Genomic DNA, 12,837 nt, shown 5'->3' with positions numbered 1-12,837 from the left:
CTTCCGTCGGGGGGGGGAGGCCCACCGGCGGAGACATAGACGGGGCGGGGGAGGAAGGGGAAAGGACAACCGGCCCCGGGGGGATTGCCCCTGCACGGGGGGGGGGGGGGGGCCGGGCCCCCCTCTGCTCCGGGCGCAGCCCGTGCGGGGATGGCTACTCGACGGTGACGGACTTCGCCAGGTTGCGCGGCTTGTCGATGTCACGGCCCATGGCCAGCGCCGTGTGGTACGCGAAGAGCTGGAGCGGGATGCCCATCAGGATCGGGTCCAGCTCGTTCTCGTTCTTCGGTACGACGATGGTGTGGTCGGCCTTCTCCTGCACCTGGTGCGCGACGGCGAGGATGCGGCCGCTGCGGGCCTTGATCTCCTCCATCGCGGCGCGGTTCTTCTCCAGCAGATCGTCGTCCGGCACGATCGCGACCGTCGGCATCGAGGGCTCGATCAGCGCCAGCGGCCCGTGCTTCAGCTCGGAGGCGGGGTACGCCTCCGCGTGGATGTACGAGACCTCCTTGAGCTTCAGCGAGGCCTCACGGGCGACGGGGTAGCCGCGCACCCGGCCGATGAACATCATCGACTTGGCGTCCGCGTACTCCGCGGCCAGCTTCTTGATCTCGTCCTCGTTCTCGAGGATCTCGGTGATCTGCGCGGGCAGCCTGCGCAGTCCCTCGATGATCCGCTTGCCGTCGGCGACCGACAGGTCGCGGATGCGGCCCAGGTGCAGGGCGAGCAGCGCGAACGCGACCACGGTGTTGGTGAAGCACTTGGTGGAGACGACGCAGACCTCGGGACCGGCGTGGACGTACGTACCGCCGTCGGCTTCCCGGGCGATTGCCGAACCCACCACGTTGACCACACCGAGCACCCGGGCGCCCTTGCGCTTGAGCTCCTGGACGGCGGCCAGCACGTCGTAGGTCTCACCGGACTGGGAGACGGCCACGTACAGGGTGTCGGGGTCGACGACCGGGTTGCGGTAGCGGAACTCGGAGGCGGGCTCGGCGTCCGCGGGGATACGGGCCAGCTCCTCGATCAGCTGCGCACCGATCTGGCCCGCGTGGTACGAGGTGCCGCAGCCCAGGATCTTGATCCGGCGGACCCCGCGCGCCTCGCGGGCGTCCAGGTTGAGACCGCCGAGGTGCACGGTGGAGAAACGGTCGTCGATCCGGCCGCGGAGCACCCGGTCGACGGCGTCCGCCTGCTCGGAGATCTCCTTGTGCATGTACGTGTCGTGGCCGCCCATGTCGTACGACTCGGCCTCCCACTCCACGGTGGTCGGCGTGGCCGTCGTGGACGAGCCCTCCGTCGTGTACGTACGGAAGTCGTCGGCCTTGAGGGTGGCCATCTCACCGTCGTCGAGGGTGACGACCTGGCGGGTGTGGGCGACCAGCGCGGCGACGTCGGAGGCGACGAACATCTCCTTCTCGCCGATGCCGAGCACGACCGGGGAGCCGTTGCGGGCGACCACGATGCGGTCGTTGAAGTCGGCGTGCATGACGGCGATGCCGTACGTGCCCTCGACCGACCGCAGCGCCTCGCGGACCTTCTCCTCCAGAGTCTCCGCCTGGGCGCGGGCGATCAGGTGGACCAGCACCTCGGTGTCGGTCTCGGAGAGGAAGACGATGCCGTCGGCGACGAGCTTCGCACGGAGCTCGGAGGCGTTGTCGATGATGCCGTTGTGGACGACGGCGACCTTGTTGTCGGCGTCCAGGTGGGGGTGCGCGTTCTCGTCGCTCGGGGCACCGTGGGTGGCCCAGCGGGTGTGGGCTATACCGGTGGTGCCGGTGAAACGCTTGGGAACACGGGCCTCGAGCTCGCGGACCCGGCCCTTCGCCTTGACCATCTTCAGGGCGGCGGGCTTCCCGGCCGACGCCTTGCCGGTGATGACGATGCCCGCGGAGTCGTAACCCCGGTACTCCAGCCGCTGCAGCCCTTCCAGCAGCAGCGGAGCCACATCACGCTTCCCGATATATCCGACGATTCCGCACATAAAGTTTCTGCCCCTCCATCGACGTATCTGTGGTGCCCGTTGCTCAGCCGTAGACGATGCGGCGCAGCTGGCGGAGCGAGAGCTCCGGCGGCGCGACCGCCCGGTGCGGCAGCTCGGCCGCGATCCGCTCGAAGATCTCCGTGTTCACCAGGCCGCCGGACTGCAGTTCGCGGTGACGGCGGCGGACGAAGTCGTCGGTCGTCTCGTCGAAGTACGCCAGCACGTCAAGAACCACCCGGGCGGCTTCACCGCGCTGGAGCGCGGTGCTGCGCACCAGGTGATCAATGAGGTCGTCATGCGACGGGCGGCGTTCGAGCACTCGTTGATATTGCGGTGGATGGAGCGCGTACGCAACAATTCTGCCCGATATCGGGCAGGAGTGGGTGTGATTGTGCTCTCGGGCGGGCCTGGAGGTGGTCAGGGAGGGCATGGGGACGCGCTCAGAGACGCTTCAGGACGGCCTGTTTGGCGGCGGTGAACTCGTCGTCGGTGAGAATCCCGGCCCGATGCAGCTCGCCGAGCTCGCGCAGCCGGCGCAGCAGCGCATCGTGATCGTCGGCGGGCGGCGCGGGGACGGGTGCCGCTGGTGCGGCCGGGGCCGGGATCTGTGCGGGCCGAGCGCCTTCGGCGGCGTCCACTGTCTCCGCCCCCGCCGCACCCGGCAGCCGGACCAGTACCGCCGCCGCGACCAGTACCGCCGTGTACTCCTTCTTGGACAGCCCCCACAGATCCAGCGAGTACGGATCGAACTCGGCCGCCGGAGCCGGAGCCGTGCCCATGTCCCCGCCCCTGCCCCGTACGAAGCGCAGATGCCCGTTCTCCAGACCGATGGCGGGCAACCAGTGCACCCCGGTCACCTCCGACACCGGGAAGGCGACCGGGCCACCCGAGCTCTTGACCTCCTTGGCCTTCCAGTTCCAGGTGAGGCGGATGACCTCTCCGTCGAACGAGGCCGTGCCGTCCCCGCCGCCCCCGGCGACCGGCACCGCGGGCCCCGGCAACAGAAAGCCGTCCACCGGCCCGGCGGGCACCTGCTCGATCAGCAGGGCGCTGCGCACCTCGCCGACGAAGTACTCCGCTGCTCCACTCCGGTCCTTTTCCACCGTCAGCTGGTACGGATCCGCGGCGTCCTTGAGCCTGCCGTCCGCAGCGCGCAGGACCGGACAGGCGCCGTCGCGCAGCCTCAGCCGAAGCCGGCCGCCCTTGCGGTCCGGTTCGAAGGCGATGCCCGCCAGTGCCCGGAGCGGGACCACGCACTCACCCAGCTCCTGCCGGAGCGGATGAATACCCTTCCCCCGGCCGGGCACGATCCGTACCGTCTCGCCGTCGAAGGTCCACGTGCCGTCGCGCTGGATTATTTCTGTCATGGGGCAGATTCTCTCAGCCCCATAACGGGGAAGTGGTCTACACCTTGACCGTGCGTGGGACAGGCGATACGCATGGTGATGGTTCGTTGCTCAGGAGATCCACAGGTGTGAACCCGTCGAAAGGGACCCGGCTTGTGAGACTGCACAGGACACAGCGCACCGCCCTTCCCCGTCTTCTCGGCTCGCTGCTGCTCGTCACAGCGGCCGGCATCTCCAGTGTCGGCGCTGCGCCGGGAGGACAGGCGGCCGGCAGCGGCCCGGCCACTGCCGCCGCGCCCCGTCCGCTCGGGCAGATAGTGCCCGCCCCCGCCGAGGCGAAGCCCGGCGGCTCTCCGTACACCATCACCACGGACACCAGGATCCGCGTCGAGGACGGCTCCCGCGAGGCCCGGAAGATCGGCGACTATCTGGCGGGCGTGCTGCGTCCGTCCACCGGTTACGCCCTGCCGGTCACCGGTCGCGGCGGCGACGGTATCCGGCTCCGGATCGACTCCCACGACAGCGCGTCGGGTGCCGAGGGCTACACCCTGAAGTCGACCCGCGGCTCCGTCACGATCACGGCGCGCGGCCCGGCAGGGCTCTTCCACGGCGTCCAGACGCTGCGTCAGCTGCTCCCGGCCGACGTGGAGAAGAACAGCCGTCAGAAGGGCCCGTGGAAGGTCGCGGGAGGCATGGTCAAGGACGCGCCGCGCTATGCGTACCGGAGCGCGATGCTGGACGTCTCCCGGCACTTCTTCTCCGTCGCCGAGGTCAAGCGCTACATCGACCAGCTCGCCCTCTACAAGATGAACAAGCTCCATCTGCATCTCTCCGACGACCAGGGCTGGCGGATCGCCATCGACTCCTGGCCGCGGCTCGCCACGTACGGCGGGCAGACGGAGGTGGGCGGGGGAGTCGGCGGCTACTACACGAAGGGCGACTACAAGGAGATCGTGCGGTACGCCTCCTCCCGCTATCTGGAGGTCGTGCCGGAGATCGACCTGCCCGGTCACACCAACGCGGCCCTCGCCTCGTACGCGGAGCTGAACTGCAACGGCGTCGCGCCGCCGCTCTACACCGGCACCAATGTCGGCTTCAGCTCGCTCTGCGTCCCGAAGGCCGTCACGTACGACTTCGTGGACGACGTGGTCCGTGAGCTGGCCGCGCTCACCCCCGGCAAGTACCTCCACATCGGCGGCGACGAGGCACACTCCACCAGCCACGAGGACTATGTGGCCTTCATGGACAAGGCGCAGGCCATCGTCGGCAAGTACGGCAAGACCGTGATCGGCTGGCACCAGCTGACCGGGGGCACACCGGTGAAGGGCGCGGTCGCCCAGTACTGGGGTTACGACCGGACGGGCGCGGCCGAGCGCAAGCAGGTGGCGGACGCCGCCGTGAACGGCACGAAGCTGGTGCTGTCCCCGGCCGACCGGAGCTACCTCGACATGAAGTACGACAAGGACACCAAGCTGGGTCTGGCCTGGGCCGGTTACGTCTCCGTCCAGCGCTCGTACGACTGGAACCCGGCGACGTACCTGGACGGTGCCCCGGAGAGTTCGATCCTCGGCGTCGAGGCGCCGCTCTGGTCGGAGACCCTGACCAACAGCGACGAGATCGAACAGATGGCGTTCCCCAGGCTGCCCGGGGTGGCGGAGCTGGGATGGTCGCCCGCGTCCACGCACGACTGGGACGCGTACAAGGTGCGGCTGGGTGCGCAGGGGCCGAGGCTCTCGGCTCTCGGCGTCGACTACTACCGGGCGCCGCAGGTTCCCTGGGCCGACCGGTGAGGTGACCGGGGCCGTCCGGCGACCGCTGTGTTCTCGATCGCCGGACGGGCTCGGTAGATGTCCTCAAGTGCCGGACGGGCCCGGTTTCACGCCTGTCCGGCGATCGGGTTCTTCAGCGTGCCGATCAGCTGCAGCGCCCCCGACGGATCGGTCAGGTCGACCATCTGCTTGTTGTTCCGCAGCTGCAGCCGGTTCAGGCAGGACAGCGCGAACTCCTCCGCGAACATGTCGTACTGCTTGAACTTCCCGGCGAGATACGGCACCGACTCCTGGTAGCCGGTGACGCACTGGGCGACCGTCCGCCAGAACGTCTCCTCGGCGAGCATGCCCTCGCTCGCCAGCCCCGCGCCCAGGAAGCGCAGAAAGCAGTCGAAGACATCGGTGAGGACCGAGAGCAGTTTCATGTCCTCGGGAACCTCGGCGCGGATCCGCTCGACCTTCGGCGGCAGCACCGCGTCGGGGTCCATGACCGCGATCTCCTCGGCGATGTCCTTGAACACCGTGCGCCGTACGACCCCGCCCTCGACGACCAGGATGACGTTCTCGCCGTGCGGCATGAACACCAGGTCGTACGCGTAGAAGCTGTGCAGCACCGGCACCAGGTACGCGTCCAGGTAGTGGCGCAGCCACACCGCGGGGTCCAGCCCCGACTCGGCGATCAGCGCACCGGCGACGGAGTTGCCCTCGTGGTCGGTGTGGAGCAGCGAGGCCATGGTCGCGACCCGCTCGCCGGGGGCCAGCCCGGGGACCGGGCTCTCCCGCCACAGCGCGGCGAGCATTTTCAGGTAGGGGGAGCCCTTGGCAGTGGCCGCCTCGTACGTCCGGTGGTGATAGCCGATGGCCGCCCGCTCCCGGATGATCGAGAAGCGGGCCTCACGCAGCAGCTCGTCGCGCTCGATCAGCTCGGCCAGCCAGTCGTTGATCGCGGGGGTGGCCTCCATGTACGCGGCGGAGAGTCCGCGCATGAAGCCCATGTTGAGGACGGACAGCGCCGTTTTGACGTAGTGCTTGTCCGGGTTGCCGGCGTTGAAGAACGTGCGGATCGACTGCTGGGCGAGGTAGCTGTCGTCGCCCTCTCCGAGGCAGACCAGATGATGCTGAGCGAGTTCTCCGGCGAAGGTGACGGCCAGCTTGTTCCACCACTGCCAGGGGTGGACCGGGATCAGCAGGTAGTCGTCGAGGTCGAGCCCGAGGCCGGTCATCGTGGCCGCGAACCGGGTCAGGGTCTCCTCGCCCAGCTCGCCCGCGATCAGCGTCCCGTAGTCGAGGCCGGTGCCCGCGGTGAAGGTGGCGCGGTCGCGGCGGGCGGCGAGCCAGACCAGACGGATCCCGGCTGCCGCCTCGGGGGCGTACGCCCGGTACTCGTCCACACCGAAGCCGAGCCGCCCGTTGTTGGCGACGAAGCAGGGGTGGCCCTCGGTCATGCCGGTCTCGATCGCCTGGAAGCCGGCACGGACCAGCTCGGCGGAGGTGACGGGCGGCTTGGTCAGCTTGTACGCGGTGCCGGCCAGGGTGGAGGAGATCTCCTCCAGGTAGACCGGGAGGATCTCCGCGGAGAGGCCGAGCGTGGAGCGCAGCTCGACGAAGAACTCGGCTGCGTCCAGCGTCAGTTCGGAGCCGTGTCGGTGGCGGGTGATCGAGCCGGCCTCGACCTGCCAGTGGTCGAGGGCGTAGATCCGCGCGGTGAAGCGGTACTCGGTCGCCGCGTCGTCGCTGCGCACCGAGTAGCGGTCGTCGCCGAGCGGTGCGGGGGTCAGCAGCCGCTCGTGGCTGAACTCGGCGAGCGCCTTGCGGATCAGCAGCCGGTTGGCGGTGGCCCAGCGCTCAGGGGTGAGATGGGCGACGCTGTCGATGACGGGGGACATCAGACGCCACCCCCGGTCGCCGCGGCGAACTGTTCCCGTGTGCAGGCGCTGAGCAGGGCGTTCTTCTCCGGCTTGGCCACCTCGCCCAGCACTTCGAAGCCGACCGCCTTGTTGAGGGCGTGCACCGCGCTGTTGCGTACATCGGGTTCGACGACGACCCGGCGTACGGACGGGTCGGCGAACATCGCCTGCATCACGGCGGTGATCACACCGAGCGTGAAGCCGTGCAGCGGGGTGTCGGTCGGGGCGACCAGGAAGTGCATCCCGATGTCGCCGGGCTCGGCGTCGTACAGCCCCTTGAGCTCGACCTCGGTGGGGTCGTACCGCTCCATCAGGAAGGCGGGCTCCCCGTCGTACAGCCCGATGAAGGCGTCGTGGTGCGGGTGGGCGGCGATCGCCATGTACTCCCGCTCGACGTCCTGGAGTTTCGCGTCGCCCATCAGCCAGAAGGAGGCCTTGGGGTGGGTGACCCAGCCGTGCACCAGTTCGGCGTCGGCGAGGGGGTTCAGCGGGCGGGTGGTGAAGGTGCTGAGGGCGTGGGTCATACGGCGAACTCCTGGAAGGCGATGGACTTCTCGACCGGGTAGTACTCACGGCCGAGCAGTTCGCCGATGATGTACGCGTTGCGGTAGGCGCCCATGCCCAGGTCGGGTGAGGTGATCGAGTGGGTGTGCGTGCCCGCGTTCTGCAGGAAGACGCCGTGCCCGGTGGTGTCGATGGAGTAGTTGCGGGCCACGTCGAAGCGGCCGTGGCCGTCCCGGCGCAGCCGGTCGTGGATGTCCTCGAGGAACGCGGGTGGGCGGTAGTGGTAGCCGGTGGCGAGGATCAGGCCCTCGGTGGTGAGGGTGTAGTCCTTGCCCTGCTCCTCCTGGTGCAGGGAAAGCGTGTACGTACCGCTGCTCTCCTCGTAGCTCGCGCTGTCCAGCGAGGAGTTGGTGAGGAGCCGGGTCGGGACGGGACCGGGCAGGTTCTTCTGGTAGAGCAGATCGAAGATCGCGTCGATCAGCTCTCCGTCGATGCCCTTGAAGAGGCCCTTCTGCCCGGACTCCAGCCGGTAGCGGGTCTCCTCGGGCAGCGCGTGGAAGTAGTCGATGTACTCCGGGGAGGTCATCTCCAGCGTCAGCTTGGTGTACTCCAGCGGGAAGAAACGCGGCGAGCGCGTCACCCAGTTCAGCCGGTAGCCGTGCACATCGATCTCGGAGAGCAGGTCGTAATAGATCTCGGCCGCGCTCTGCCCACTGCCGACGAGGGTGATGGACGCCTTTGCCTGGAGAGCCGTTTTCCCTTCCAGGTAACGGGAGTTGTGCAGATAGTCGCCGCCCAGGCCCTGGCAGGCATCCGGTACGTACGGGGGAGTGCCGGTGCCGAGCACGAGCCGCGGGGCCCGGAAGGCACCGCCGGTGGCGGTGTGGACGGTGTAGAGCGCGGTTCCCTCGTCGTACGTGACCGACTCGGCGGTGGTGTCGAAGCGGATGCTGCTCAGTTTTGCGGCGGCCCAGCGGCAGTAGTCGTTGTACTCGGTCCGCAGCGGGTAGAAGTTCTCCCGGATGTAGAAGGAGTACAGCCGCCCGCGTTCCTTCAGATAGTTCAGGAAGGAGTACGGAGAGGTCGGGTCGGCCATCGTGACCAGGTCCGACATGAACGGCGTCTGGAGATGGGCCCCTTCGAGGAACATCCCGGAGTGCCATTCGAAGTCCGGCTTGGACTCCAGGAACACGCCGTTCAGTTCGTCGATCGGCTCGGTCAGACAGGCGAGCCCGAGATTGAACGGGCCGAGCCCGATACCGATGAAGTCATGGGGTTCAGGAAGCGCGGTCAAGGGAGTCTCCCAGGTACTGCTCGGCGTGGCCGGAGATCAGGTCGAGTACCGCGGCGATGTCCTGCGCGGTCGTTTCGGGGTTGAGCAGGGTGAACTTCAGGTATTGACGGCCGCCGACCTTCGTACCGGCGACGACGGCCTCGCCGGAGGCGAAGAGCGCCTTGCGGGCATGGAGATTGGCCCGGTCGATCTCGCTGGGCGCGGTGACGCCGGACGGGATGTAGCGGAACACCAGCGTGGACAGCCGGGGCTCGACGACGACGTCGAACCGCGGGTCGGCGGCGAGCAGCCGCCAGCCCTCGGCGGCCAGGTCGCAGACCTCGTCGAAGAGCTCGCCGATGCCGTCGGCGCCCATGACACGCAGCGTCATCCACAGTTTCAGGGCGTCGAATCTGCGGGTGGTCTGCAGCGACTTGTCCACCTGGTTGGGGATGCGCTCGGCGGCCATTCGCTGCGGGTTGAGGTACTCGGCGTGGTACGTGGCGTGGCGCAGCGTCGCCCGGTCCCGGACCAGCACGGCCGAGGAACTCACCGGTTGGAAGAAGGACTTGTGGTAATCCACGGTGACCGAGTCGGCGTGCTCGATGCCGTCGAGGAGGTGGCGGCGCTCACGGGAGGCCAGCAGACCGCAGCCGTACGCGGCGTCGACATGCAGCCAGGTGGAGAACTGCTGGCAGAGCGCGGCGATTTCGGGCAACGGGTCGATGGAACCGAAGTCGGTGGTGCCCGCGGTGGCGACGACGGCCATCGGTACGGCGCCTTCGGCGACACACTGCTCCAGGGCGCGGGCCAGCGCCACGGTCTGCATGCGCTTGTTGTGGTCGACGGGGACGGCGATGACCGAGTCCGGTCCCAGACCGAGGAGTTTCGCCGACTTCTGGACACTGAAGTGGCTGCATTCGGAGGTGAAGATGCGTAGCCGGGTGGAGTGGTGAGGCGACGTCTTGGCCTCTTCCCGGGCGAGCAGCAGGGCCTGCAGATTGGACTGCGTACCGCCGCTGGTGAAGATGCCGTCCGCGGCCGGTCCGAGGCCGATCCGGGCCGCGGTCCAGTCGATCAGGCGGCGCTCGATCAGGGTGCCGCCGGCGCTCTGGTCCCAGGTGTCCAGGGAGGAGTTGACGGCCGAGAGCACGGCTTCGCCGAGGACGGCGGGGATGACGACCGGGCAGTTGAGGTGGCCCAGGTAGCGGGGGTGGTGGAAGTAGACGGCGTCACGGAGATAGACGCTGTCGAGCTCGTCGAGGGCGGCGGACGCATCGCCCAGCGGCCGGTCCAGATCGATCGCGTCAACGACGGGAGTGAGCTCGTCGACGGAGATTCCGGTGAACGGCCGGTCGGTGGCGGCGAGTTTGGCTGCGACCCGTTCGACTCCTGCGGTCACGGAGCGCCGGTAGTGCTCCGCGGTCGTGTCGTTGAGCAGGTGCGAACGCATGAAGGGGTCCTCCCGGATGCGGGGAAACTTCATCGGCCCTCAGGGCAGAAGGAGGGGGCGAGGGCTCGATGTCTAAGTTAGGTGAGCCTAACCTAACTTTACATTGAGTTGTTCCTCGCCTCCGGGGGACGCAGAGGTTGTCCGATTTACGCGTACGGGGTGGCTGCTTCCGGCCTACGGGCGGGGTGTGCGGGGTGTGCGACGTGCGGTCCGCACCCTGCCGCCTTCCGGCTAAGCGTCCGCGGTGGCCGCCGCCTCGCGCAACTGCTCCTCGCTCATCCCGCGACGCCAGTACCCGACGAACGTCACGCGCCTGCGGTCGAATCGGCGCTCCTGCACGAGATGGCGGCGCAGTGCCCGCACCTGTGACGACTCGCCCGCGATCCAGACGTACGGCGTCCCCTCGGGCAACTCGGCCGCCCGAACGGCCTCCAGGCCGGCGGGTGCGCCTTCGTCCCGTACGAGCCAGGTGATCCGGGCCTTGGCCGCGGTGTTGAGGGCCTGGCGGTCCTCGGTGTGCTGGACCTCCAGCCAGGCCCGGGCCTTCATGCCGGCAGGCAGCCACTCCAGGGCGGCGGATGCGGCGGGCAGTGCGGTCTCGTCGGCCCAGATCAGTACCCAGTCGGTGTCCTGCGGAGGGCGGAAGCGGACGGCGGTGTTGTCCTCGACGGCCGGGCCCAGTGCCTTGAGCGGATCGCCGGGGGAGGCGGCGGCGGCCCAGCGGCACGCAGGGCCGCCGTCCTCGTGCAGCGCGAAGTCGATGTCGATCTCGGTCGCCCCGTCGGGTGTGCGGCGCTGGGTGCGCACGGTGTACGAGCGCATGACGGCCCGTACGTTGTCCGGAAGGGTGCGCCAGGCGGTGAACCAATTGCCGTCTTCATCGACCGGAACGACTGGTTCCGGCTGGCCGGGGTGCGGCAGGAACAGCGACAGGCTCTGGTCGCGTCCTCCGGCGGCGAAGCCGTCGAGTCCCGGGCCGCCGAAGGTGACCCGGAGCATGGAGGGTCCGAGTCGCCGGGTCCGCAGGACGGTCAGGCCGAAGAACCGGAAGGGGGTGATGGGGGGTGCGACGGACGTCGTCATACGGGGGGTCCTCCCAGGAACCGGAAGCGAAGCCGGGAACCGGCCGCCGGTATGTTCGAAGGAAGGTTAGCCTAACCTCATTGGGCATTCGAGGGTGCCCCGGGCCGCTCACCAGACGAGGCCCCCGCCGCCCACGGCCCGGGCCCGCAGGGCCGCGGCGGTGATGTTGGCCAGCCGGGCCGTCACGTAGTCCGCCCGGTATTCGCTGCGGGCGGCGAGCGCTGCCGTATGACGGCGGAACAGCTCGCACTCGGTGAGGAAGTCCCCGCTATTCTCCGGCTCCACTACAGATCGCCGGTGGCCAGCTCCGGGAAGAACCGGGCCCCGAGCGCCTGTGCGTGCTCCGACCCCCACAGCCCGGTCCGGCAGTTCTCGAACCCGGCCGTGTCGCTGCCGTCCTCGGGGTCGTCGAGGAGATGCGACCGGCAGCCCTCGTCGTAGATGAACGTATGCACCGTCAGCGTCATGCCCCGAACTCCTCCCGGCAGCCGTCGAGCCCCTCGACCGTCACCTCGACGGCCCGGTACTCATCCCAGCGGGCACGGTCCAGCCGCAGCCGCTGAAGGGTGACGGGCGCGCCCCGTACGGCGGCGATCTCCAGTCCGTCCGGCAGATATCCGAGCCGGCGCGAGACACCCAGCGAGCGCGGGTTGTCGGTCATGGCGGCCGAGACCGCGGTCCGGGCCCCGAGTCCGGCGAAGGCGAGGTGCAGGGCGGCGGCCCGCATCTCGGTGCCGATGCCCTGCCCCTGGTGGGCAAGCCCCAGCCACGACCCGGTGCTGACCTCACGGGTCACGGCGAAGTCTTTCGCCGTCACGTCCTGCCGCCCGACCACCTTGCCCTCGTGCAGCACGACGAGGCTCAGTGCCCAGTCCCGTACGGACCAGTTGGCGACGGTGGCCAGCACATGCTGGAACACGGCCTTGCCGCACTCGGCGGGCGGCGCGTCGGTCCAGGGGACCGTGAACGGCATATCGGCCGGCGGGTGCACCCCGTCCGCAGCGACCGACGCGAGATCGTCCAGCAACTCCAGGTCCGGAAGACGGAGTTCCAGGCGCGGCGTGCGGAGGCGGAGCCCGTACAGGGGCCAGTGCTGCGGCTTCATATACGGACTCTGCCGCTCGGGCCCGCGCGCTGTCGAACGAATTGCGCGACCGGCTCCGAGATCACCGCCGACCACCCTGGACCTATGATCTGCACGTGATCGACGGCGAGTTGGTACGGCTTCGCGCACTGCGCGCCAAGGACGCGGAGCATCACCTCCGGTGGCGTAACGATCCGGAGGTGGTGCACTGGGCCACCGGCGACAACCCGTGCTTCGGCCCGGTCACGGCGGAGGCCGTCGAGCTCGGCTTCGAGACGATGCTGCGGCTGAACCCGAGGGAGTCCGCCGTCTTCACGGTCGAGGACCTCGCCGACGGCGCAGTGATCGGCATGGTGGACTACCGGGACCTGGACCCGTTCGCCGGGCTGGCCACCGTGGGCGTCACCATCGGCGCCCGGAACCGCTGGGGCCGC

12 protein-coding genes and 1 pseudogene are annotated in these 12,837 nt (G+C 69.0%); 2 read left to right on the top strand and 11 right to left on the bottom strand.

Going from position 1 to position 12,837, the window contains the following annotated elements; translation table 11 throughout:
• Positions 1-154: 154 nt before the first annotated feature.
• The 3 genes from glmS to ACZ7IB_RS03265 form a co-directional block, all read right to left on the bottom strand.
• Positions 155-1,984, bottom strand: coding sequence for a glutamine--fructose-6-phosphate transaminase (isomerizing) (gene glmS, locus ACZ7IB_RS03275; RefSeq protein WP_470908719.1), 1,830 nt, complete (start codon positions 1,982-1,984; stop codon positions 155-157).
• 43 nt (positions 1,985-2,027) lie between these two features.
• Complete coding sequence (locus ACZ7IB_RS03270; RefSeq protein WP_398628867.1) at positions 2,028-2,303, bottom strand: hypothetical protein; 276 nt, start codon at positions 2,301-2,303, stop codon at positions 2,028-2,030.
• 121 nt (positions 2,304-2,424) lie between these two features.
• Positions 2,425-3,351, bottom strand: a complete 927-nt coding sequence (locus ACZ7IB_RS03265) for a DUF4429 domain-containing protein (protein ID WP_470908718.1) — start codon at positions 3,349-3,351, stop codon at positions 2,425-2,427.
• Between the two features lie 134 nt (positions 3,352-3,485).
• Between ACZ7IB_RS03265 and ACZ7IB_RS03260 the strand changes: the two genes are divergently transcribed.
• The gene (locus ACZ7IB_RS03260) at positions 3,486-5,120 is read left to right on the top strand and encodes a beta-N-acetylhexosaminidase (protein WP_470908716.1); all 1,635 of its coding nucleotides are present in this window, start codon (positions 3,486-3,488) and stop codon (positions 5,118-5,120) included.
• Positions 5,121-5,206: 86 nt separating this feature from the next.
• On the opposite strand, the gene ACZ7IB_RS03255 is transcribed toward ACZ7IB_RS03260, so the two are convergent.
• From ACZ7IB_RS03255 to ACZ7IB_RS03220, 8 genes are all read right to left on the bottom strand, one after another.
• Complete coding sequence (locus ACZ7IB_RS03255; RefSeq protein ID WP_470908714.1) at positions 5,207-6,985, bottom strand: IucA/IucC family protein; 1,779 nt, start codon at positions 6,983-6,985, stop codon at positions 5,207-5,209.
• Entirely contained in the window at positions 6,985-7,530 is a 546-nt protein-coding gene (locus ACZ7IB_RS03250; RefSeq protein WP_470908712.1) for a GNAT family N-acetyltransferase, read from the bottom strand. The genes ACZ7IB_RS03255 and ACZ7IB_RS03250 overlap by 1 nt, the downstream gene beginning before the upstream one ends.
• Positions 7,527-8,804 (bottom strand): lysine N(6)-hydroxylase/L-ornithine N(5)-oxygenase family protein, encoded by a 1,278-nt coding sequence (locus tag ACZ7IB_RS03245; RefSeq protein ID WP_470908710.1) that lies wholly within the window; start codon positions 8,802-8,804, stop codon positions 7,527-7,529. Before ACZ7IB_RS03245 ends, ACZ7IB_RS03250 begins: the two co-directional genes overlap by 4 nt.
• Positions 8,788-10,236 carry a pyridoxal phosphate-dependent decarboxylase family protein gene (locus ACZ7IB_RS03240; RefSeq protein ID WP_470908709.1) on the bottom strand — a complete coding sequence of 483 codons (1,449 nt, stop codon included), beginning with the start codon at positions 10,234-10,236 and terminating at the stop codon, positions 8,788-8,790. The genes ACZ7IB_RS03245 and ACZ7IB_RS03240 overlap by 17 nt, the downstream gene beginning before the upstream one ends.
• A 231-nt stretch (positions 10,237-10,467) precedes the next feature.
• Positions 10,468-11,319: a siderophore-interacting protein gene (locus tag ACZ7IB_RS03235; RefSeq protein ID WP_470908707.1), complete on the bottom strand. Its 852-nt coding sequence runs from the start codon at positions 11,317-11,319 to the stop codon at positions 10,468-10,470.
• 108 nt (positions 11,320-11,427) lie between these two features.
• Positions 11,428-11,604 carry a hypothetical protein gene (locus tag ACZ7IB_RS03230; RefSeq protein ID WP_470908705.1) on the bottom strand — a complete coding sequence of 59 codons (177 nt, stop codon included), beginning with the start codon at positions 11,602-11,604 and terminating at the stop codon, positions 11,428-11,430.
• Positions 11,604-11,786, bottom strand: a complete 183-nt coding sequence (locus ACZ7IB_RS03225) for a hypothetical protein (RefSeq protein WP_470908703.1) — start codon at positions 11,784-11,786, stop codon at positions 11,604-11,606. Before ACZ7IB_RS03225 ends, ACZ7IB_RS03230 begins: the two co-directional genes overlap by 1 nt.
• Positions 11,783-12,424, bottom strand: a complete 642-nt coding sequence (locus tag ACZ7IB_RS03220) for a GNAT family N-acetyltransferase (RefSeq protein WP_470908701.1) — start codon at positions 12,422-12,424, stop codon at positions 11,783-11,785. Before ACZ7IB_RS03220 ends, ACZ7IB_RS03225 begins: the two co-directional genes overlap by 4 nt.
• Before the next feature lie 95 nt (positions 12,425-12,519).
• Between ACZ7IB_RS03220 and ACZ7IB_RS03215 the strand changes: the two are divergent.
• Positions 12,520-12,801 (top strand): annotated as a pseudogene (locus ACZ7IB_RS03215) (GNAT family N-acetyltransferase); the annotation flags it as partial.
• Between the last annotated feature and the right edge of the window lie 36 nt (positions 12,802-12,837).

The organism is Streptomyces sp. NPDC037301 (genome assembly GCF_055602785.1).
Note: the sequence above shows the minus strand (reverse complement) of the source record. Positions and strands in the feature narration are given on the sequence as shown.

Bases quoted from the DNA above. Each gene is read 5' to 3' on its own strand.
- ACZ7IB_RS03265 (WP_470908718.1), bottom strand. From the start codon at position 3,351: ATGACAGAAATAATCCAGCGCGACGGCACGTGGACCTTCGACGGCGAG.
- ACZ7IB_RS03240 (WP_470908709.1), bottom strand. From the start codon at position 10,236: ATGCGTTCGCACCTGCTCAACGACACGACCGCGGAGCACTACCGGCGC.
- ACZ7IB_RS03225 (WP_470908703.1), bottom strand. From the start codon at position 11,786: ATGACGCTGACGGTGCATACGTTCATCTACGACGAGGGCTGCCGGTCG.
- glmS (WP_470908719.1), bottom strand. From the start codon at position 1,984: ATGTGCGGAATCGTCGGATATATCGGGAAGCGTGATGTGGCTCCGCTG.
- ACZ7IB_RS03220 (WP_470908701.1), bottom strand. From the start codon at position 12,424: ATGAAGCCGCAGCACTGGCCCCTGTACGGGCTCCGCCTCCGCACGCCG.
- ACZ7IB_RS03255 (WP_470908714.1), bottom strand. From the start codon at position 6,985: ATGTCCCCCGTCATCGACAGCGTCGCCCATCTCACCCCTGAGCGCTGG.
- ACZ7IB_RS03235 (WP_470908707.1), bottom strand. From the start codon at position 11,319: ATGACGACGTCCGTCGCACCCCCCATCACCCCCTTCCGGTTCTTCGGC.
- ACZ7IB_RS03250 (WP_470908712.1), bottom strand. From the start codon at position 7,530: ATGACCCACGCCCTCAGCACCTTCACCACCCGCCCGCTGAACCCCCTC.